Consider the following 20997-nt stretch of genomic DNA (forward strand, 5'->3'; position numbering starts at 1 on the left):
AACTATCAAGGTTATACTGTTGCTTATCATCTATTTTTATAATTAGAGTACAGTGAATAACCTGCCCAGTATCAAGCAACTTCAATACTTAATCGCAGTTCATCAGCATCAGCATTTTGGCAGAGCAGCCGAAGCCTGCTTCATTGGTCAATCAACACTCAGCAGTGCAATACAAACACTAGAGGAGACCTTGGGCTGCCAATTAATAGAACGTGAAAATCGTAGTCTGATGTTTACCGATATCGGCGAGGAAGTCGTCGTAAGAGCAAAAAAAATTATCGATGACGCGATGAGCGTCAAAGAGCTTACAAAAAGCTATAAGCATCCTTTATCAGGCAAATTGACATTGGGACTGATACCAACGGTAGCCAGTTTTATTGCAGCGCCACTCTATCAGTTTTGCTTGCAGGAGTTTACTCAGTTACAGTTGATATTGGTTGAAGACACCAGTGACAAACTGTTAGATAAACTGGAACATGGGCATATAGATATGGCCATGTTGGCGTTACCGTACCATACTGAGCGTTTTCATACACAAGTCTTAGCGAAAGATCATTTCTCTTTGGTTCATCATCAAGATTATCATGTCGCAGATGAAGTAAGCGACTTTAACCTTTTACCTGATAAGAGTGTTTTTTTACTAGAGCGAGAGCATTGTATGACGGGTCATGCTTTGAGTGCCTGCCACCTTAACCGAAATGACTGCATTAACCCTTTTGAGGCAGCTAACTTGCATACTTTATTAAGTATGGTTGAGTATCAAAATGGTGTCACCTTTTTGCCGCAAATGGCACTCAATGCGGGGATCTTGCAAGGCAAGCCGATGGTCGCCAATGATACTTTAGGTGACGCATATAGGGAAATAGGCCTATTGTGGCGTAAAACAACAGGCAGGATCCGCGATTTTCGCTTGTTTAGTGAAAAGGTGGGGGAATTTGTAAAGCAGCAATGTGAGCCGCCAAAAATACAAAAATAGGGACCAAGGAGCCCATTAAGAGGGCTCAAATTTATTGGCTGTGGTTAGGTCTGGAAGGAACAACAAGTACACCCACACCACCAAATTAAAATAAGGGATCAGCCCCAAAGCAGTAAATAGCTTACAAGGGTAACCTTTGTTTTTTGCACTGCGATAGCATTGCACAGCGATTAAGGCATTGATCACAAATATAAAAGTCATTAGTTGATTCATAATTAAACTCCTAGACGTCCATAAGGTGATGTAACTCAATCCATTGAATGTCCAGTGAAAATGTAAAAATCAACAACTTAGCTGGACAACCTCGTTTAGAGTAATTATAGATGAATTTACAGGAAGAAAAAGTCGACTTTTGTATAAATTTGTTATCGGATTGTTTTGCTAGATAAAATAGTTGGAATTGCTTTTTTTAGATCTTTAATAGGCATCGGACGCGCGATAAAGAAGCCTTGTGCGTAATCAACACCGATTTCTTTCAGTGCTTTAAATATTTCTATATTTTCAACATATTCAGCAACAGAGCGCTTATCTAAAGAATGACTAATATCGTGTACAGCTTTGACAAGTGCTAGATCTATAGGGTCATTGAGCATGTCGCGTACAAATGAGCCGTCAATTTTCACATGCTGGGCAGGCAGCTGCTTTAAATAACTAAATGTGCTGAATCCGGTGCCAAAGTCATCAATCGAAAAATGACAGCCGAGCTGATTTAGCTTCGCAATCATCGCTTGAGTAGCACTGAGATTATTGATACTGGCAGATTCTGTAATTTCAAAAATAATATGTTCTGCAGCTACCTGATATTCAACCAAGCAAGCTTGGATATGTGGCAGTAGTCTTTCGTCTAAAAACGATTGTGCAGACAGGTTTATCGCTATTTGATTTAGCTCATCATGTTCTGCAACAGCAGCGATAGCATGCCTTATAACACACTGATCCATCAAAAATGTATCATTGAGTAACTCCAGAGCGGGTATAAATTGATTTGGATGTATCAGTTCGTCTTTGACAACTAGCCTTAGCAGCGCCTCAAAGTATGCAATGTTGTTATTCTTCATATCCCAAATAGGCTGATAGTGAAGCTCTATTAGATTATTCTGAAGTGCTTCACGTACGCTGTGACCCCACTCTAGGCCAGATTGTAGAGTATTATTAGCATCTTCTTTGTTATAGCAGTGCACTAAATTTCGACCTAAGCTTTTTGCCACATAAAGTGCAATATCAGCTTGCTTTAAGCACTCGTTGGCATCATGGTTTTCTAAAGTAATTTGCGTCAAACCAATGGAGCAGCTAATTGAGTAACTATTTTCCTCGGAATGGAACTTATGTTTTTCGATTGCCATACAAATACTTTCTGCAGCAATATGTGCATCCAGTAAATTGGTGTCGCTCAGTATGATGGCAAATTCATCCCCGCCAATCCGGAAAATCAAATGTTCTTCACTGATATTCTCTCCAAACAACTGCGATACTTCTTTTAAGACAATGTCACCTTGCTGATGCCCTTTGCTGTCATTGATAATCTTAAAATGGTCTAAGTCGATATATAACAACGCATGCTCAATATCATGTCGCCCTTTGACTGATGAACATATATTTTGTAATTGCTGATCAAAGTAGTATCTGTTATGCAAACCAGTTAATGTATCGTGCAAGGCTAAATGGCGTAATTGCAGCTCTGCTTGCTTTCGCTCATGGATATTGTCTAGTGTGGCAGTGACTGTCGTTTTGCTGGTGCTGTTTCGAATTAATTGAAAGCGGCATTCTATCCATATCTGACAATTTTTTTGGTTAGTAAGCTGTAGCTCTATCTTCGCTTGTTGTTGCTGTTCGCTAATGATTAGACTAAGCACATTTTGCAACTCTTGTTGATACTCTTGCGAAACAAATTGACACAAATGCTGGCCTAAACTCGACTTTATACCAAAGCCAGAAAGCGCCTCCCAAGCTGGGTTGATAAAGCGGATCAAGCCTTGCTGATCTAGCTCCATAACAACAGTATTTAGGTGTAATAAAATGCGTTGGTGCGCCGAAAATAAATCTTTGTAATTTTGCTCGCTGCGACTCAGTTGCGATACCTTTTCTTCAAACTCGGCGTAGCTCACCATAAAATCTTCTCGGCGCGCCGCATGATCGCATACTTTGCTTAATATGGAGATATCGTAAGGCTCTCGGACAAAATCGGTCACGCCTAATAACAGTAGCTGTTCGGCATAGTCAGCGTCTCTGCTATCAATAATGGTCACAATGGCTTGATTTGGATTGTGCTTTAAAATACTGTCGACCAGCTCTTTAGCTGCGTTGGCTCGGGTAGCCGTTGCATCGAGTAAAATAATGGCATAGCTGTTTTGTCTAAAAAGAGATAAAGCATCATTAGTAGTATTAACGTGTGTACACGCAAAACTCAGCGATAAATGTTGGCAAATCTCATCAGCTCGCTGTTGATTAGGTTCAAGTAGCAAAAGGTTGAGGCGGCTACTTTTTTCTAAATGGGTTGATAACACATTGGCTAATGTATGAGGCAGCTGACGATGACGCTCAAATGGCAGCACAGCATCAATGCTATAGCTTCTGGCCGTTGTTTCGGCGATACGCTCACAATAAATAGGTGGAATGAGTACTATAGGTGTATTTTTTGGCGTTTTTAGTAAGCCTGAGCGCACCATGCGTGAAAAGCGCCAACCATCTATTTTACCAACATCGAGGCCGGTTATGACAACATCTACAGCTTGTTTTTTTAATACCTGCAGAGCTATCTGACTATCTTCACACTCTATAAAGGCAAAAACATCCAGATTTTGAAGGGTATTTTTTATTGTGTTTCGCTCTTGCTGACTAGAGTTTACAATCAATAAGTTTAATTGTCTGGCCACGTTTAACGCCCTAACTCTAATTTGATAACAAACAACAAGCGACACCTCAATAATAAAAATAGCTCTAAATATCTGATTTTATTTATCAATTGTTACATAGCATAGAGCTTAAATGGTTGCCCGTTAGCTGAACACTTACGCATAACTGCAACGGTGCTAGGTTAATGCTATTTTCGCAAGGTTACAAGCACTTGATTTACCCCACTAGGATCACTAGACTTGGCGCCAATTTCCTTACATGAGATGTTGTCATGCGCGTAGCTGATTTTAGTTTTGAACTTCCTGATGAATTAATTGCTCGTCATCCCAAAAAAGAGCGTTCAAGTAGTCGTCTACTCGCTCTTGATGGTAACAGTGGCGAAATTTCCCATAAAGTTTTTACCGATATTTTAGATTTTTTGCAGCCTAATGACATCATGATTTTTAATAACACCAAGGTGATCCCTGCGCGTATGTTCGGGCAAAAATCAACGGGTGGTAAGGTTGAAGTATTAGTTGAGCGTGTATTAGATGAGCATCGGGTGTTGGCACATGTACGCTCCAGCAAATCTCCAAAAGAAGGAGCAACTTTAATTCTTGAAGGAAAAGCAGAAGCTATTATGCTTGGCCGCCATGGTGAACTATTCGAATTGCAGTTCACTGCGCAACAAGGGGTGTTTGAGATTTTAGAAGAAATCGGTCACATGCCTCTACCGCCATACATCGATAGACCTGACGAAGAAGAAGATAAACAGCGCTATCAAACGGTTTATAATGAAAAGCCTGGTGCAGTTGCAGCGCCAACAGCAGGTTTACACTTCGATGAGCAATTGCTTCAGCGGATCAAAGATAAAGGTGTAGACATGGCTTTTATCACGTTACATGTTGGGGCTGGCACCTTTCAACCTGTGCGTGTTGAATCTGTCGATGAGCATGTAATGCATTCTGAATATATAGAAGTGCCTGAGCACGTTGTTGCAGCTATTACTGCGGCCAAAGCAAAAGGCGGTCGAGTTATTGCCGTTGGTACGACGTCGGTGCGCTCACTGGAGTCGGCAGCAAAAGTGCATGGTGGACAGTTGCAGGCATTTACTGGCGACACCGACATTTTTATCTATCCAGGCTATGAGTTTAATGTGGTGGATGCCATGGTGACTAACTTCCATTTACCTGAATCGACTTTGATTATGCTAGTGAGTGCATTCTGCGGACAAACACATATTATGAACGCTTATCGCACCGCGATAGCACAAAAATATCGCTTCTTTAGTTACGGTGATGCGATGTTTTTAACAAAACAAACCAATCAATAATGTTTAAGCCCAGCAATTGCTGGGTTTTTTATTTGTTTACTTTGTTTTACTCCCCTATGTCTTTAAAACAGAAATTTCGGCCCAATAATTAGAATTGCTTCGTTAAACAAGGTAGAATTGAGCGGTTTTTTCACCTGTTTGTTAACATACTTGTTGTTAGCAGCTACTAACGTTGGACTGTTTTTCCGACTTTGAGGTAATAATGAAATTTGAATTAGACTGCACCGATGGTAAAGCGCGTCGTGGCCGCTTGATTTTTGATAGAGGCGTTGTTGAAACTCCGGCCTTTATGCCTGTGGGTACATATGGCACGGTTAAAGGCATGACGCCAGACGAGTTAAAAGGCACAGGTGCTCAGATCTGCCTAGGTAACACATTCCATTTAATGCTGCGCCCCGGCACAGAAATTATTAAACAGCATGGCGATCTGCATGATTTCATGAACTGGGACAAACCAATACTGACAGATTCAGGTGGTTTCCAAGTATTCAGTTTAGGGGCAATGCGTAAAATTACCGAAGAAGGTGTGTTGTTTAAGTCACCAGTCAATGGTGAAAAAATCATGTTATCACCTGAAAAAGCAATGCAAGTACAGTGCGATCTTGGCTCTGATATTGTAATGATTTTTGATGAGTGTACGCCTTATCCTGCGACTGAAAAAGAAGCGAAGGATTCAATGGAGCTATCTTTGCGTTGGGCTAAGCGCTCAAAAGAAGGGCACGGTGATAACCCTGCTGCTTTATTTGGCATTATCCAAGGTGGTATGTATCCTGAGCTGCGTGCAGAGTCACAAAAAGGGTTAGAAGAAATCGGTTTTGATGGTTATGCGCTAGGCGGCTTATCTGTGGGTGAACCCAAAGAAGATATGATCCGCATTTTGGATCACTGTGCTTATAAAATGCCAGAAGACAAACCGCGCTACTTAATGGGTGTGGGCAAACCTGAAGATTTAGTTGAAGCGGTTCGCCGTGGTATCGACATGTTTGATTGCGTTATGCCAACGCGAAATGCACGAAATGGTCACTTGTTTATCACCGGAGGCATAGTAAAAATCCGTAATGCCGTACATAAAACGGATACTGGCCCATTAGACCCTGAATGTGATTGCCATACATGTGAGAATTACTCGCGTGCATACTTACACCATTTAGATAAGTGTAACGAGATTTTAGGTGCGCGTCTTAACACTATTCATAATCTTCGCTACTATCAGCGTGTTATGGAAGGGTTACGAAATGCGATTAGCGAAGGCAAGTTAGATGCCTTTGTAGAAGACTTTTATGCACGCCGCGGTCAACCAGTACCGCCGTTAGCTGAAACTGAATAAGATTAAATATAAAATTTTAAGAGGAAGTGTTATGAGTTTATTTATGTCTAGTGCACACGCCAGTACAGCTGGTGCGGCTCCTGCTGGTGGTGGCATGGAAATGTTGATCATGTTGGCCATTTTTGGTTTGGTATTTTATTTCTTAATTTACCGTCCTCAAGCAAAGCGCGTGAAAGAACACAAAAGCTTGATGAGCGCACTTGCTAAAGGTGATGAGGTGCTTACGCAAGGTGGCCTAGTAGGTAAAATAACGAAGGTAGCAGATGATAAAGATTTTGTTGTTATTGCGCTTAATGATCAAGCAGAGGTAACAGTACAAAAATCAGCTGTATCGGCAGTTCTTCCTAAAGGTACAATGAAGTCACTTTAAGAAAAATAACAACAACAAAGGGATAATCCAGTGTTAAATAAGTATCCAATGTGGAAATACTTGCTGGTACTTGCTGTGTTGGCAGTGGGCATTTTATATGCGACTCCGAACTTGTATGGCCGAGATCCGGCCATACAAGTTTCTGGCACCAAAGGTGCCAGTGCTGACTTGAGCGTACTAGACCAAGTAAATAATACACTTGCAAAGAACAACATCACAGTAAAGTCTTCAGCACTTGAAAATGGTCAAGTACTTGTTCGTTTTAAAAATGTTGAAGAGCAACTTAAAGCACAAGATTTATTGCGTGCGAGCTTAAGCGAAGACTACATTTCTGCAATTAATATGAGTCCTGCGCAGCCTGAATGGTTAAAGAATTTAGGCGGCAACCCAATGAAACTTGGTTTGGACTTGAGTGGCGGTGTTCACTTCACGATGGAAGTTGATATGGTCACTGCGCTTGATAATGCGCTAGAGACCATGGAACAGGACTTTAAAAGTGACCTACGTGGAGAAAAGCTGCGCTATCGTTCGGTACGCCGTGTAGCTGGCAGTGAAAGACTGCAGGTGACAATGCGCGATGCTAGCGATAAAGATGCAGCCGAGCGTTTTTTACAAAGCCGTTATCCACTGTATAACTTTATTGATGACAGTAGTAATGACGTGGCGTTTTACGCCAGTTTAAGCGATCAAAAGTTTAAAGAAATTCGTGACTACGCCATCAAGCAAAATGAAACTATTATTCGTAACCGTATTAACCAGTTAGGTGTTGCTGAGCCCAATGTGCAACGGCAAGGGGCTGAGCGTATCATCGTACAACTTCCGGGTGTACAGGATACGGCCAGAGCGAAAGAAATCTTAGGGGCTACTGCAACATTAGAATTCCGTGAAGTAGATGAGAACGCTGATGTTAGAGCCGCGGCGCAAGGTCGCATACCGCCAGGCACTGAAGTGATCAACCATAAAGATGGTTATCCTGTGGTAATGAAAAAGCGCGTGATCCTTGAAGGAAGTCATATTACAGGTGCTCAGTCTGGAATGGACGAATACCAACGTCCACAAGTAAGTATCAGCCTTGATAGCAAAGGGGGTGCAAAAATGAATGCATTCACTAAACGTGCTATCGGTAAGCGCATGGCTACGGTATTTATTGAGTACAAGCCGTCAGGTAAAAAAGACGCTAATGGTAAAGCTCTGCCGCCTATCAAAGTGGAAGAAGTTATCAACGTAGCGACAATCCAAGCTCGTCTAAATAATTCATTTAGAATTACAGGTATTGATAACCCTGCTGAAGCACATAACTTGAGCTTGTTGCTACGTGCCGGTGCATTGGTTGCGCCAATTCAAATCGTTGAAGAGCGTACCGTTGGTCCAAGCCTTGGTCAAGAAAACATTGATGCAGGTATGACAGCCGTTGCACTTGGTTTTGCGTTTGTTCTGGCCTTTATGCTTGCTTACTATAAAGGTTTTGGCCTAGTGGCGAACATCGCTTTGGCTGCAAACTTAGTGTTAATTGTCGGGGTGATGTCAATGATCCCAGGGGCAACATTAACCTTGCCGGGTATCGCTGGTATTGTATTGACCGTTGGTATGGCGGTGGATGCTAACGTACTTATTTTTGAGCGTATCCGCGAAGAGCTTCTTGATGGGCGCAGCCCACAGCAGGCAGTTCATCATGGTTATGACAGCGCATTTAGCACTATTTTCGATGCCAATATCACTACGTTAATCGCTGCAATTATTTTGTTCTCAGTCGGTACTGGTCCAATTGCTGGATTCGCAGTAACGCTGGCAATTGGTATTATCACTTCAATGTTTACAGCCATCGTTGGCACCCGCGCGGTGATCAATTTTTGTATTGGTGGTAGACGTGTTGATAAGCTTTCTATCTAGGAGACGGGTATGCAGTTATTAAACTTAAAAGGCACTATCCGCTTTATGTCGGCAAGAAAGCTCACCATGGCTTTCTCTGCTTTGCTGATAGTTGCATCGATTGCCTCAATGGCAATTCGCGGATTGAATTTTGGCTTGGATTTTACAGGTGGTACGGCGGTTGAAGTGGGCTTTTCTCAGCCGGCAGATCTAAAAAAGATCCGTCAAGTACTCGCTGACAATGGTTTTGCAGATGCATCTGTACAACTATTTGGTACCAGCCAAGAAGTATTGGTGCGCTTGGCACCACGTGGTGATGACGTAAAGGCTGAAGTAATAGGTAACCAGCTTATTGCTGCTTTAAAGCAAGCCGATAGCAGCGTAGAAATGCGCCGTATTGAGTTTGTTGGCCCAAGTGTAGGTGAAGACTTGAAAGAACAAGGTGGTTTGGCGATGCTAACCGCTTTGATCTGTATCTTGATGTATGTTGCCTTTCGCTTTGAATGGCGTTTTGCCGTTGGTGCCGTTGTTGCTTTGTTCCATGATGTTATTTTAACGATGGGGCTATTTTCTTTGTTGGATCTTGAGTTCGATTTAACCATTTTGGCAGCCATATTGGCGGTTATTGGTTACTCGTTAAATGATACTATTGTTGTATCTGACAGGATCCGTGAAAACTTCAGAAAAGTGCGTATTGATGACACACTAGAAATCATTAATATCTCTTTAACACAAACGCTTAATCGTACATTAGTAACATCAATTACCACAATTTTGGTATTGATTGCACTCTTTGTATGGGGTGGCCAAACCATTCATGGCTTTGCCACTGCATTGTTGTTTGGTGTTTTTATTGGTACATACTCTTCAGTTTATGTTGCCAGCTCTGTTGCAGTAGCGATGGGTGTCAGCAAAGAAGATTTGATCCCAGTTGAAGTTGAAAAAGAAGGCGCGGATCTTGACGCTATGCCTTAGCGCTTAACCGTGATAAAAAAGGCCGCGTTTTGCGGCTTTTTTTATGAGTTCTCTTTCATAAAAGGATGCCTGAATGAATCTTAAATGGGTCATGGTACTTGCCTGTGTCTTTGTGTTGTCCTGCACCGAACAAACGCAGAGTATAAAAACGGCTCCGCAAGTTACCTTAATGTCGCTTATACAGACGTATGATGAGCAGCTGAGCAAGGTACAACTGGCTATTAATAGTGGGCGGAGCAAAGAAGTAATATTGTTGTATAGCAATGAATTATATGCGACCGCACAAACCATTTTGGCACTATTTTCTGAGCAGCAGTCAAAGTGCACTGACTACTTTTCGAAACTATTCCCTGTATCTGAACAGTTCAAAACAAGTGCTTCACAAATGCGACTTTCTAACGAATCTATACAAAGCGCATTACCACAATTTAACGAGCCGATCTGCTATCACCTCAAAGAGCTGTTGGTGCAACCTGTGTTCATATCTTCCCTTACTGCGAAGCAAGGACCAAAAGATGGTAACAAACAATCCAAGCCAATAGAAATGCTTGCACTTGAGGCGCATGTGGCTCAGGTTAAGCACGTTCTGATAGGTACAGCACACTTGTGAAACATGTAACAAGTGTGCCGAATTTTTGAGGTTACCTTGATGTTGCGTGAGGTTTACTTATAAAGGCGCTGCCAAGCACAGGTCACATTGCCATTTTTCTCAAAATAGAAATTCCAACAGTTGTCATCGTAATTCCAGTTGCCAACGTCAACTCTATAGCCACTGATATACCAGTTATGCAAAGAAATGAAGCGCCCATTACTTAGCAATGAAAAGTGAACATGTGGTCCACTAGAGCTGCCACCTTGACATAAAGCCTGATTTTTGTTGTTGGCATATCGACCCAACCAAGCCCCCGATGAGATCACATCGCCACTTCGATACTGTAGATTATCCATATGATAATACTGAGTTGCATAGCCGCTAGGATGAGTGACACGAATACTACATGATGAATATCGTGTAACGGTGCCACCATGCGATGCTTGTACCCAAGGCGTGTTGCTTCCCCAACCACCAGAGCCATTGTTGAAATCTAAAGACGAGTAAGGATATCCAGAGCCGGTATTTGAATGAGCGCCACCACTATACCAAGCATAACCTGAAGGCCAGGGAAGCTGCATAGTAAAGTTTGCTTGAGGTTGAATGCTTTGCGGCTTAACTTGGGTATCTGCGGTAAGCTTCAGGCTCTCGTTAGCGAACAACCGCTCGTATTGTTCAAGTAACTCGTTTAACCCTGCACTTTGCTTTTGGAATAGGCTAAGAAGTGCAACAGTACTTGCATTACTTGTGAGTTGATTACTTGACTCATTTTCTTCGCGATATTTTTGGTAAGCATAGTAACGTTTGCTAAGAGACAGCGAGATATCTTTGACTTGGTTATCAAAACCAATTTTTGTTGAAAGACTCGCAAAAGGCATAAACAAGTTTTGCTTATCTGGTGAGCTTAAAATTTGGCTTTGCGACTCCATCATCGCAAGAAGTAGCTTTGGGTTGATGCTGCTGTAACCTGCCCAGTGCAGAATCACTTCTTTTTTTTCAACCAAGTGCGGTGCGTAGCTTAGTAAAAAGTTCTCCAGATCAAAATTCTGAAGGTTATCGCTAAATAAGAATGCTTGCTCATTCACTATTTGTATTGAGTGCAGTGGTAGAGTGCTGAGAGTATGCTCATCAAAGCTAAAGTCACTCACATGGCTATGTTGTCCTTGCGCGAGCGCATTACTCGATAGCACTAATGTACTTACTATTAATGAAGTTGTTATCGTGTTCATGTTGTATCCTTTTTGACCAATAGGAAGTGTAAGGATAGATTGTTTGTAAATAAAATGTTATTTGGGAGGGGCTGAATTTTGCGATTTTGTTCTTATATCTTTACGAAATTAAAAGCTTTAATTTGTATTTGTTTTTAAATATTTGAATTTTATTGTTTTTATTAAGTGAAGTGAATGACGTTAATTAGCCCCATTATAGTTTAAATGTCGCTTGGCTTTGTTTGTTTTTTGTTGCATTTTGTTTTTTCCTAGCCCTATTACAGTATAGGATGAGTCTATAAACTTACTTCTACAACTGGGAAAGCCCCTAAATAACTCAAAAGTAGGCGTTAGACTGCCTTCTTACGGCCGATAGTGTACTTATTGATGTAATAAACGTTGAGTTAGTTTCTCTTGCAATCAATCACTTCCAAAGTTTTATTCCAAAAATAGCCAAAACTTGCCATCTGCTCATTTATTGACTAATTGTTTAGTGTCGTGTAGTTGACTTGTGAGCAGTTTCACATGTTTAGACAGTCATCCAAATAATAATAATGGTTATTCATCGTTTGGCTCAGGTAGCAAATGGATAACGCAGGAGACGTCAAATGAACAAATACCTATCGATGGTAAGTGTATTTTTGCTTACTACTCCTTTAGTAACCTATGGCAACAGTGCATTTAATATGCGTGAAGGTGTCACAGATATAAGTCAAAACGTGTACCAGCTTCATATGACCATATTCTTAATTTGCTGTGCAATTGGGGTGGTTGTTTTTGCTGTCATGTTTTGGGCGATGATCCATCACCGCAAGTCAAAGGGAGTTAAGCCTGCCCAGTTTCATGAAAGTACAAAGGTTGAAATTCTCTGGACAGCGATTCCTTTTTTAATTTTGGTTGCGATGGCGGTTCCGGCTACTAAGACCCTTATTGCCATGGAAGATGTGAGTAAGGCTGACTTAACCATAAAAATCACAGGCTCGCAATGGAAGTGGCATTATGAATATATGGGCCATGATGTTGATTTTTACTCGGTGCTATCAACACCAAAATCACAAATTGATGACTTAGAAGAGAAATCTGAAAACTATCTATTAGAAGTAGACAAGCCTTTAGTGATCCCCACAGACCGTAAAGTGCGTTTTTTAATGACATCAGACGACGTTATCCACTCATGGTGGGTGCCTGATTTTGCAGTTAAAAAAGACGCAAATCCAGGCTTTATTAACGAGGCTTGGACTCGGGTAAACGAAGAAGGGGTCTATCGAGGTCAGTGTGCTGAGTTGTGTGGTAAAGATCATGGGTTTATGCCTGTGGTGGTGGAGGCTCGTTCGCCAGAAGCCTTTGAACAATGGCTCAGTGCTGCTAAGCAAGATAAGTTAGATGCTGCTGCCGCAAGTGCAGCGTTGTTGGACCAAACGCTCAGCAAAGATGAGCTAATGAAGACCGGTGAAAAAGTATATATGGCCTATTGTGCGGCTTGCCATCAACCCACAGGAATGGGATTACCTGGCGTATTCCCAGCGCTTAAGGGCAGTCCCATAGTCCTTGGCGATGTGAAAGATCATATTGATATTATTTTGCATGGTAAGCCTGGCACAGCAATGCAAGCCTTTGCCAAACAGTTATCTATAAAAGAGATTGCAGGTGTTGTTACCTTTAAGCGCAATAGTTGGGGAAATGACTTAGACCAGATAGTACAACCAAGCGAAGTACAAGCACGTATTGATGCAAATAAGGAGGCTGGCAAATGAGCACTGTAGCACAAACAGAACAAAATCATCATGAGCATCATGCGGCTAAAGGATTCAAGCGTTGGTTATATACAACCAACCACAAAGATATAGGTTCTTTGTATTTAATCTTTTCTTTGACCATGTTTTTGATTGGTGGTGCGATGGCCATGGTCATTCGTGCGGAACTCTTTCAACCAGGGTTACAGTTAGTCGACCCGCATTTTTTCAATCAAATGACCACAGTCCATGGCCTAATCATGGTTTTTGGTGCGGTTATGCCTGCATTTACAGGGCTGGCAAACTGGATGGTACCTATGATGATCGGTGCGCCTGATATGGCTTTGCCAAGAATGAATAACTGGAGCTTTTGGATACTTCCATTTGCCTTTGCAATTTTATTGCTCTCGTTGTTTATGGAAGGTGGCGGCCCCGCTTTTGGCTGGACTTTCTATGCACCATTGTCCACTACGTACAGCAATGACAACACCGCGCTGTTTGTTTTTGCGGTTCACATCATGGGCATCAGCTCCATTATGGGGGCAATCAATGTCATCGTTACTATCGTGAATTTGCGGGCACCGGGCATGACCTGGATGAAATTACCCTTGTTTGTCTGGACTTGGTTAATCACGGCATTCTTATTAATAGCTGTAATGCCCGTACTTGCTGGTGCGGTGACTATGGTGTTAACTGATAAATACTTTGGCACCAGCTTTTTTGATGCTGCAGGTGGTGGGGATCCAGTGATGTTTCAGCACATCTTTTGGTTTTTTGGACACCCCGAAGTTTACATTATGATCTTACCTGCATTTGGTATCATTTCTACTATCATTCCAACCTTCTCTCGTAAGAAATTATTTGGCTATGCGTCAATGGTATATGCCACATCGTCTATTGCGTTATTGTCATTCATCGTTTGGGCACACCATATGTTTACGACAGGTATGCCGCTTGCTGGAGAGTTATTCTTTATGTACGCAACGATGCTGATATCGGTCCCTACAGGAGTCAAAGTATTTAACTGGGTTGCGACAATGTGGCGAGGCTCGATCAGTTTTGAAGTGCCAATGCTATTTGCAATTGCATTTATCGTATTGTTTACCTTAGGTGGGTTTTCTGGGTTGATGCTCGCCATTACTCCAGCTGATTTTCAATATCATGATACCTACTTTGTAGTTGCGCACTTTCACTATGTACTCGTGACTGGTGCTATTTTCTCTATCATGGCTGCTGCATATTACTGGTTACCAAAGTGGACAGGGCATATGTATAACGAAGCATTGGCGAAATGGCATTTTTGGTTATCGTTAATCAGTGTCAATGTGTTGTTTTTCCCTATGCACTTTGTAGGTCTTGCAGGCATGCCAAGAAGGATCCCTGATTATGCACTGCAGTTTGCCGACTTTAACGCATTGATAAGTATTGGTGGTTTTGCTTTTGGCTTGTCACAGTTGCTATTTGTTGCTGTGGTGTACAAATGCATCAAAGGTGGCGAGCAAGCACCGAGTAAAGTATGGGATGGCGCTGAAGGTTTAGAATGGGATATACCATCACCTGCACCTTATCATACCTTCTCAACACCTCCTGAGGTGAAGTAATGTCGCATTCAGGTCTATTAAAAAAGTTGCTCCTTATTGTTGTAGGCATGTTTGCTTTTGCCTTTGCACTGGTGCCGCTTTATGACGTGTTTTGTGATGTAACAGGGTTAAATGGTAAGCCTTCACTTGATGTTGCTGCAAAAAGCGAAAAAGTGGAGGCGTCTAGGACGGTGGATGTTAGCTTTACAACACACAGTCAGCGTAATGCGCCGTTTGAGGTGAAGTCGCGTCAGTACAGCGTTAATGTGCAGCCGGGTGAAATGGCTGAGGTAAAGTTTAGTGCTAAAAATCTCAGCGCTCAATCAAGAGTTATGCAGGCTGTGCCGTCAGTGAGCCCAGGCAAAGCGGCTAAATATTTACATAAGATGGCCTGCTTTTGCTTTGATCAACAGTCATTTTCAGCTAATCAAGAAGTTGAATTCACTTTAGTATTTTATGTGGATACTGAATTACCCGAAGAAATTAAAGAGCTTACCCTGTCGTATACCGTATTTGATATTAGTGAAGCTACAGCAAACAACACGGTATTGGCTAAGCAAAAGGCAGGTTAGGAGGAAGTTATGGAAAAATATGAACACTATTATGTACCCGAGCAAAGTCATTGGCCCATCGTAGGAGCCGTGGCAATGTTTTTGATAGCAATGGGTGCAGGCCTTACCGTGATGCAGCTATCAAGCGAAGCTGGATATGGCCAATATGTACTTTATACCGGTTTTGCAATTTTGTTTTATATGCTTTTTGGCTGGATTAAAAATGTAATTCATGAATCTCAAACAGGCTTATATTCGGCGCAAATGGATCGCTCATTTAGACAGGGTATGAGCTGGTTCATCTTTTCTGAGGTGATGTTCTTTTGTGCGTTCTTTGGTGCTTTATTTTACGCTCGAATACTATCGGTACCCTGGTTGGGGGGCGCGGGTAATAATGCGATGACAAATGAGGTGCTGTGGCCAACCTTTGAGGCTGTTTGGCCGCTGTTGTCAACACCAGCAGGAGAAACAACGCAAGCTATGGGGTGGCAGGGGTTGCCACTTATAAATACGCTTATATTGTTAAGTTCTTCGGTGACTATTCATTTTGCGCATGTTGCTATGGAACAAGATCAGCGAGCAAAAATAAAGCTATTTTTAGGCGCTACGGTGCTGTTGGGAAGTGTGTTCTTAGCACTGCAAGTGGTTGAGTACATGCATGCCTATAAAGATCTAGACTTAACACTGCAAGCGGGTATTTACGGTAATACCTTCTTTATGCTCACAGGGTTTCATGGCATGCATGTCACCTTAGGAACGATATTACTACTTATTGTATTACTGCGTATTTTCAAAGGTCACTTGAACTCTAAACAACACTTTGCTTTTCAAGCTGCAGCTTGGTACTGGCACTTTGTAGATGTTGTTTGGTTGTGTTTGTTTGTTTTTGTGTATGTGCTGTAAGGCTCGGGGTGCGGTTTAAGCTAATCGCACCCAATTTTGCGGCAACGATGATAATAATTAAAACCACTGCGGAGAAAATAACCCGACGACCTAGGTAATGAGACATGGGCCTACCATCACTTGGGTTTTTAAGCATTAAAAATAGCGCCCTAAATAAATTAAAAATAATAAACAGCAGTAACAGAACAATAATAAATTTAATCAGCATAGTGAGTCCTTATGCAACAAAGAGTTAAGCTCAAGTCTAGTTCAGTTATTACCTTAGTGTTAGTTTCGCTGGTGGTTCTAGTTTGCTTGATACTCGCGCTTTGGCAATGGCAAAGAGCACTTGATAAACAACAGCTTATTTACCAACAACAGCAACAACTGGGATTAAACTCAAAACAAATTCTGACACTACCACCACAGAGCAATAATGGCTTATCTACTACGATTACAGGACAATTTATCGAGCCTTTTGTATGGTTTTTAGATAATCAGGTGCTTGATGGTCAAATAGGTTTTGATGTATTAGCTTTGCTTAGGCTCAGCTCTGACACCGACAAACAAGTGTTGGTTAACCTAGGTTTTATCGCTGCTAAACAAGGTCGGCAGACTCCCATTGTGAAACTACCGACCCATCAAGTGTCCTTAGATGTGCTTATTAAATCTCAAGATTTAGTCGGCTTTACCCTCGCAACCCAACCTAACATGAACTCAGAACAGCCCCAATTATTACAATATATAGATTTAGCGTTTCTGAGCCAGTCCTCACAAGAGACTATTTATCCATTAGTGGCCTATCAGCAAGGTGAAAAGCCAATACTCGCAAAGCCTCATTATCAACATGTGGTGATGTCTGCGGATAAGCATAAAGCCTATGCACTGCAGTGGTTACTTATCGCATTTGCAGCGGCTGTAATCGCGTATGTAGCGATAAAAAAAGGAAAACAATCATGATACAACGACCTTTAGGAATATTTATTGTGTGCTGTTTGGTTCCTCTCATTTTGGCGTATACAGCTATAAAGCTTGATTGGTTGCCTGAGCATACAACAAATCATGGGCAATTTTTGAAATCTGAGCTGCGTATCCCAAGCTGGCAACCAACAGGTGCTCCTCTTTGGACTATTGCAATCAATGCTCCCAATAGTTGCGAAACCCCCTGTAAAAATCAGCTACAAGCCTTACAGAATTTGTACGTTGCACTTGGGAAGCATCAAAAGGATGTTGCGCTGGCAGTGCTTAATAGAGCACCTAATAAAGCTCTTTTGGCAAATTATCAAAGCTATAACTTAGAAGCACAGTTACCTCCAGCTAGCTTATATCTGATTGATCATACAGGTTTGGTGGTATTGCAGTATCAATACTTCGCAGAGCAGGAGAAAAACCGTGCAGAGCAAAAGGGTCTTTTGAGTGATTTAAAAAAACTATTGAAATATGCGCGTAGTAGCTAAGGAGTGAAGATGAAAAAAGCATATAAATCGCTGATTTTAGCAAGTTGTCTATTAGCCTTAGTCGTAGTGTCGTTAGGTGCATACACTCGTCTGAGTAACGCGGGTCTTGGTTGTCCTGATTGGCCTGGGTGCTATGGTTTTTTGACGGTGCCTAATGAAACCCATGAGCTGTCGGTAGTTGAGCAAAATTTTCCTGATGCTCAAGTTGAACCAGCAAAAGCTTGGATAGAAATGATCCATCGCTATTTTGCCTCCTTTTTAGGCTTGTTGATTGTTATCCTCTGTATTATTGCCTCAAAGCATCGCTTTAATAAACAAAGCGACACGCAAAGCTTGCCATTTAAGCACTCAGTGATATTGCTCGCTCTAGTGTTGCTACAGGGGATGCTTGGTATGTGGACGGTGACATTGAATCTACAGCCTTTTGTGGTAATGGGGCATCTACTTGGCGGATTTACAATTCTTTCATTGTTGGTATTACTGTATTTACGTACTAAGGCCAGATCTACTCCTGCAAATTTTGCTATGCATAATGGTTCCTTTTTTATGGCGACTTTTGCGCTTGGGGTGTTAGTAATACAAATAGCCTTGGGTGGTTGGGTTGCTGCTAACTATGCTGCGCCACACTGTTCAGGGTTACCTATCTGCAGCAATATCGAGTTATTTTCTATAGAGAGTGTATTCCATTTGCCTATTGGGCAAAGTAATTATGAGTTTGGCGTATTACCCTTTGAAACTCGACTGTCTATTCACTTTTTACATCGAATTTGGGCTTTAGTCACTGCGCTTACGATTTTTTGGGTGAGCTGGAAGCTATACAACAAAGAGCAAAGTGAGCAAATTCGCGGGGCAATAAAGTTAGTTTGTTTGGTATTGGTTACTCAGTTATTACTAGGTGCTCTAATCGTTCACTTCCAGTTTCCACTACTTCTAACCCTTTTCCATAACATAATGGCAGCTATGCTATTACTTACCATGGTTAGATTATGCTTTTTATTAACCAATAGACAGGGAGTTGCAATATGACGATATTACATGTTTCTCACAGGTGGCAGCTAAGCACCAAGCAGTTTTTGCTAAATTGCTTAGCTATTTGCAAGATAAAAGTCGTTTTGATGTTGGTACTGACGGCATGGATTGGTATTGCTTTGGCGCCAGATATGCAAAGAGGTTGGTTAGCACAAGTTATGAGCCTATTAGGGATTGGTTTGCTGTCGGCGTCTGCAGCCGCTGTCAATCACATAGTGGATAGAGAAATAGATAAAAAGATGGCAAGAACAAGACATAGACCGATTGCCAGTGCTCAACTTAGCATCGCCAATGCATTGTTGTTTGCATTTACATTAGCCATCATTGGCTGCGCAATGTTGATCATATGGAGTAACATTTTGTGTACTTTGCTGACGTTAGGTGCGTTGGTTGGCTATGCAGTGATTTACACTTTGTTTTTAAAACGCGCTACGCCTCAAAATATTGTGATAGGTGGACTTGCTGGTGCGATGCCTCCATTGCTAGGTTGGGTGAGTGAAACAGGCGCCTTAAGTGCTCCTCCTTGGTTGTTAGTTATGATTATATTTACATGGACACCACCACATTTTTGGGCTTTGGCTATTGCACGTAGAAATGATTATCAAAGAGCCAATATTCCTATGCTGCCTGTGACTCATGGTGTTTCATTTACCAAGCTGTGTATTATTGCTTATAGCATCCTGTTGGCGATTGTGTGTTTATTGCCATATCTTATCGGTATGTCTGGGTGGATATATTTATTGTGTGCCTGTGTCTTAAATGTGTTGTTTATAGGCAAGAGCATTGGTTTGTATTGGAGTCAATGCGAACAGCAAGCTATGGCGCTTTTCCGTTTTTCTATCAGTTATTTATTGTTATTATTCATTGCTCTATTTATCGATCAATGGTGGTTATGATGAGGATCTGGTGGATCGTAGCTCTGATAACGTTAGCGTCTTGTTCAAAGCAGCAAGAATTATCAGAGCACACACTACACTATAAGGCTCCAAAACAATTAAATAATTTTGAATTGTACGATCAAAAGCAACATGTCGTGACCAATCAAGCATTGTTAGGTAAGTGGACCTTTGTTTTTTTAGGCTATACCAGTTGTCCAGATATATGTCCTATGACGTTGGCAAAATTGAGCAATGTATATGAGCAATTACAATCAGATTATCCCGTGAATGTTTGGTTTATATCTGTTGACCCTAATCGTGATAATGCACAAAAACGTGAAGCTTATATCAATTACTTTAACAGCCAATTTAAAGGATTGAGTAATGAGCATACGCAGCTATTCCCTCTGGTTAGAAATATGGGTTTGATTTACGCAATTAATAATTCAGATGAGCCCGAATACTATGTAGATCATAGTGCGTCTGTTGCGTTGATAGACCCTAAAGGAAACTTGAATGCAATATTCAAAGCTAAGTTTTCGCCTAGTGAAGTCCCTTTAGTTGACGCCGATTCTATTGTTCGAGACTTTAAAATTATCGTATCTCAGTATGCCAACTAACTTGAGTTGGTATGCTGGTACCCTCTAATAATACCTAACACCTTCATTAATTTGTCTTTCTTCAAACAAGTTTTGTGGCTTTTTTGCTATCTGCGTCTAAGCTAAATTTATGAGTTAATAAATAGAAACTGTGCCCATATATGTTAAAGCTCCCTTCAGAGTTAGCGATAAACCAAGTTGAGGAATTACATCAGCAGGTATTGCATGAGTTAGCCGTTGAGCAGGATGTATGTGTTGATATATCTGAAGTAACCCGAGTAGATACTGCATCTATTCAGTTACTTTGTGCATTACAAAAACATCTACTCACAGTTAGCCATAAAATTCTCTGGCATGGTCACAGCCAAGCGTTCTCAAATTCTGTTGAAGAGCTTGGTTTAACGGAGTTTTTAGCTCTCAATGGTAGAAACTAAGGGGTTGGTATGAAGAAGATTTTAGCTGTGGACGATTCTGCATCGATGAGACAAATGGTGGGTTTTACACTCAAAAAAGCGGGTTTTGATGTGACAGAAGCGCGTGACGGCAGTGAAGCGCTTAGCATTGCAAAGCAACAGGGCTTTGACGCTGTTATCTCCGATGTGAATATGCCCGTCATGGATGGTATAACGCTAATCAGAGAGCTACGTAACTTACCTAACTATAAATTTACACCGTTGCTGATGCTTACCACCGAATCAGGTTTGGATAAAAAGACTGAAGGTAAGGCAGCAGGTGCAACAGGTTGGATTGTAAAGCCTTTTAATCCCGAGCAGTTATTAGCGGTGTTGAAAAAAGTAATTCGCTAA

The 20997-nt window shown here is 41.5% G+C and carries 22 protein-coding genes; 18 read left to right on the forward strand and 4 right to left on the reverse strand.

Features of this window, described 5'->3' with window-relative positions; all coding sequences use genetic code 11:
- The first annotated feature begins 52 nt into the window (after positions 1-52).
- Entirely contained in the window at positions 53-976 is a 924-nt protein-coding gene (locus tag HG263_RS19705; protein WP_171627788.1) for a LysR substrate-binding domain-containing protein, read from the forward strand.
- A 15-nt stretch (positions 977-991) separates the two neighbouring features.
- On the opposite strand, the gene HG263_RS19710 is transcribed toward HG263_RS19705, so the two are convergent.
- Positions 992-1189, reverse strand: a complete 198-nt coding sequence (locus tag HG263_RS19710) for a hypothetical protein (RefSeq protein ID WP_171627789.1) — start codon at positions 1187-1189, stop codon at positions 992-994.
- A 152-nt stretch (positions 1190-1341) separates the two neighbouring features.
- Positions 1342-3849, reverse strand: a complete 2508-nt coding sequence (locus HG263_RS19715; RefSeq protein WP_171627790.1) for an EAL domain-containing protein — start codon at positions 3847-3849, stop codon at positions 1342-1344.
- A gap of 251 nt (positions 3850-4100) precedes the next feature.
- On the opposite strand from HG263_RS19715, the gene queA reads away from it, so the two are divergent.
- The 6 genes from queA to HG263_RS19745 all read left to right on the forward strand — a co-directional run bounded on the left by queA (position 4101) and on the right by HG263_RS19745 (position 10292).
- Positions 4101-5141, forward strand: a complete 1041-nt coding sequence (gene queA, locus HG263_RS19720; RefSeq protein WP_171627791.1) for a tRNA preQ1(34) S-adenosylmethionine ribosyltransferase-isomerase QueA — start codon at positions 4101-4103, stop codon at positions 5139-5141.
- Positions 5142-5343: 202 nt separating this feature from the next.
- Positions 5344-6468, forward strand: a complete 1125-nt coding sequence (tgt, locus tag HG263_RS19725; RefSeq protein ID WP_171627792.1) for a tRNA guanosine(34) transglycosylase Tgt — start codon at positions 5344-5346, stop codon at positions 6466-6468.
- Positions 6469-6499: 31 nt separating this feature from the next.
- Positions 6500-6838, forward strand: coding sequence for a preprotein translocase subunit YajC (gene yajC, locus HG263_RS19730; RefSeq protein WP_171627793.1), 339 nt, complete (start codon positions 6500-6502; stop codon positions 6836-6838).
- 30 nt (positions 6839-6868) lie between these two features.
- Positions 6869-8728 carry a protein translocase subunit SecD gene (gene secD / locus HG263_RS19735; protein ID WP_171627794.1) on the forward strand — a complete coding sequence of 620 codons (1860 nt, stop codon included), beginning with the start codon at positions 6869-6871 and terminating at the stop codon, positions 8726-8728.
- Positions 8729-8737: 9 nt separating this feature from the next.
- Positions 8738-9682, forward strand: coding sequence for a protein translocase subunit SecF (gene secF / locus HG263_RS19740; protein WP_171627795.1), 945 nt, complete (start codon positions 8738-8740; stop codon positions 9680-9682).
- A 73-nt stretch (positions 9683-9755) separates the two neighbouring features.
- Positions 9756-10292 carry a hypothetical protein gene (locus HG263_RS19745; protein WP_171627796.1) on the forward strand — a complete coding sequence of 179 codons (537 nt, stop codon included), beginning with the start codon at positions 9756-9758 and terminating at the stop codon, positions 10290-10292.
- Positions 10293-10345: 53 nt separating this feature from the next.
- On the opposite strand, the gene HG263_RS19750 is transcribed toward HG263_RS19745, so the two are convergent.
- Complete coding sequence (locus tag HG263_RS19750; protein ID WP_171627797.1) at positions 10346-11503, reverse strand: M23 family metallopeptidase; 1158 nt, start codon at positions 11501-11503, stop codon at positions 10346-10348.
- Between the two features lie 605 nt (positions 11504-12108).
- On the opposite strand from HG263_RS19750, the gene coxB reads away from it, so the two are divergent.
- The 4 genes from coxB to HG263_RS19770 are packed head-to-tail and all read left to right on the forward strand — an operon-like array spanning position 12109 to position 16249.
- Positions 12109-13236 carry a cytochrome c oxidase subunit II gene (gene coxB / locus HG263_RS19755; RefSeq protein ID WP_246240044.1) on the forward strand — a complete coding sequence of 376 codons (1128 nt, stop codon included), beginning with the start codon at positions 12109-12111 and terminating at the stop codon, positions 13234-13236.
- Positions 13233-14816, forward strand: coding sequence for a cytochrome c oxidase subunit I (gene ctaD, locus HG263_RS19760; RefSeq protein ID WP_171627799.1), 1584 nt, complete (start codon positions 13233-13235; stop codon positions 14814-14816). Before coxB ends, ctaD begins: the two co-directional genes overlap by 4 nt.
- The gene (locus tag HG263_RS19765) at positions 14816-15367 is read left to right on the forward strand and encodes a cytochrome c oxidase assembly protein (protein ID WP_171627800.1); all 552 of its coding nucleotides are present in this window, start codon (positions 14816-14818) and stop codon (positions 15365-15367) included. The genes ctaD and HG263_RS19765 overlap by 1 nt, the downstream gene beginning before the upstream one ends.
- Before the next feature lie 9 nt (positions 15368-15376).
- Positions 15377-16249 carry a cytochrome c oxidase subunit 3 gene (locus tag HG263_RS19770; protein WP_171627801.1) on the forward strand — a complete coding sequence of 291 codons (873 nt, stop codon included), beginning with the start codon at positions 15377-15379 and terminating at the stop codon, positions 16247-16249.
- Here HG263_RS19770 and HG263_RS19775 read toward each other — a convergent pair.
- Positions 16155-16457 (reverse strand): DUF2909 family protein, encoded by a 303-nt coding sequence (locus tag HG263_RS19775; protein WP_171627802.1) that lies wholly within the window; start codon positions 16455-16457, stop codon positions 16155-16157. The two genes, HG263_RS19770 and HG263_RS19775, sit on opposite strands and share 95 nt — an antisense overlap.
- A gap of 11 nt (positions 16458-16468) precedes the next feature.
- Here HG263_RS19775 and HG263_RS19780 point away from each other — a divergent pair, with 11 nt between their 5' ends.
- The 7 genes from HG263_RS19780 (at position 16469) to HG263_RS19810 (ending at position 20997) form a co-directional block, all read left to right on the forward strand.
- Positions 16469-17188 (forward strand): SURF1 family protein, encoded by a 720-nt coding sequence (locus HG263_RS19780; protein ID WP_171627803.1) that lies wholly within the window; start codon positions 16469-16471, stop codon positions 17186-17188.
- Complete coding sequence (locus HG263_RS19785; protein ID WP_171627804.1) at positions 17185-17685, forward strand: redox-active disulfide-containing membrane protein; 501 nt, start codon at positions 17185-17187, stop codon at positions 17683-17685. The genes HG263_RS19780 and HG263_RS19785 overlap by 4 nt, the downstream gene beginning before the upstream one ends.
- A 9-nt stretch (positions 17686-17694) precedes the next feature.
- On the forward strand, positions 17695-18711 hold the full coding sequence (locus HG263_RS19790) for a COX15/CtaA family protein (protein ID WP_171627805.1): 1017 nt from the start codon (positions 17695-17697) through the stop codon (positions 18709-18711).
- Complete coding sequence (gene cyoE, locus HG263_RS19795; protein ID WP_171627806.1) at positions 18708-19610, forward strand: heme o synthase; 903 nt, start codon at positions 18708-18710, stop codon at positions 19608-19610. The genes HG263_RS19790 and cyoE overlap by 4 nt, the downstream gene beginning before the upstream one ends.
- The gene (locus HG263_RS19800; protein ID WP_171627807.1) at positions 19607-20212 is read left to right on the forward strand and encodes an SCO family protein; all 606 of its coding nucleotides are present in this window, start codon (positions 19607-19609) and stop codon (positions 20210-20212) included. The genes cyoE and HG263_RS19800 overlap by 4 nt, the downstream gene beginning before the upstream one ends.
- A 140-nt stretch (positions 20213-20352) precedes the next feature.
- Complete coding sequence (locus tag HG263_RS19805) at positions 20353-20625, forward strand: STAS domain-containing protein (protein ID WP_171627808.1); 273 nt, start codon at positions 20353-20355, stop codon at positions 20623-20625.
- Positions 20626-20634: 9 nt separating this feature from the next.
- Positions 20635-20997, forward strand: coding sequence for a response regulator (locus HG263_RS19810; protein WP_070990989.1), 363 nt, complete (start codon positions 20635-20637; stop codon positions 20995-20997).

It is taken from the genome of Pseudoalteromonas caenipelagi (assembly GCF_013140855.1).
GTDB lineage: Bacteria > Pseudomonadota > Gammaproteobacteria > Enterobacterales > Alteromonadaceae > Pseudoalteromonas > Pseudoalteromonas caenipelagi.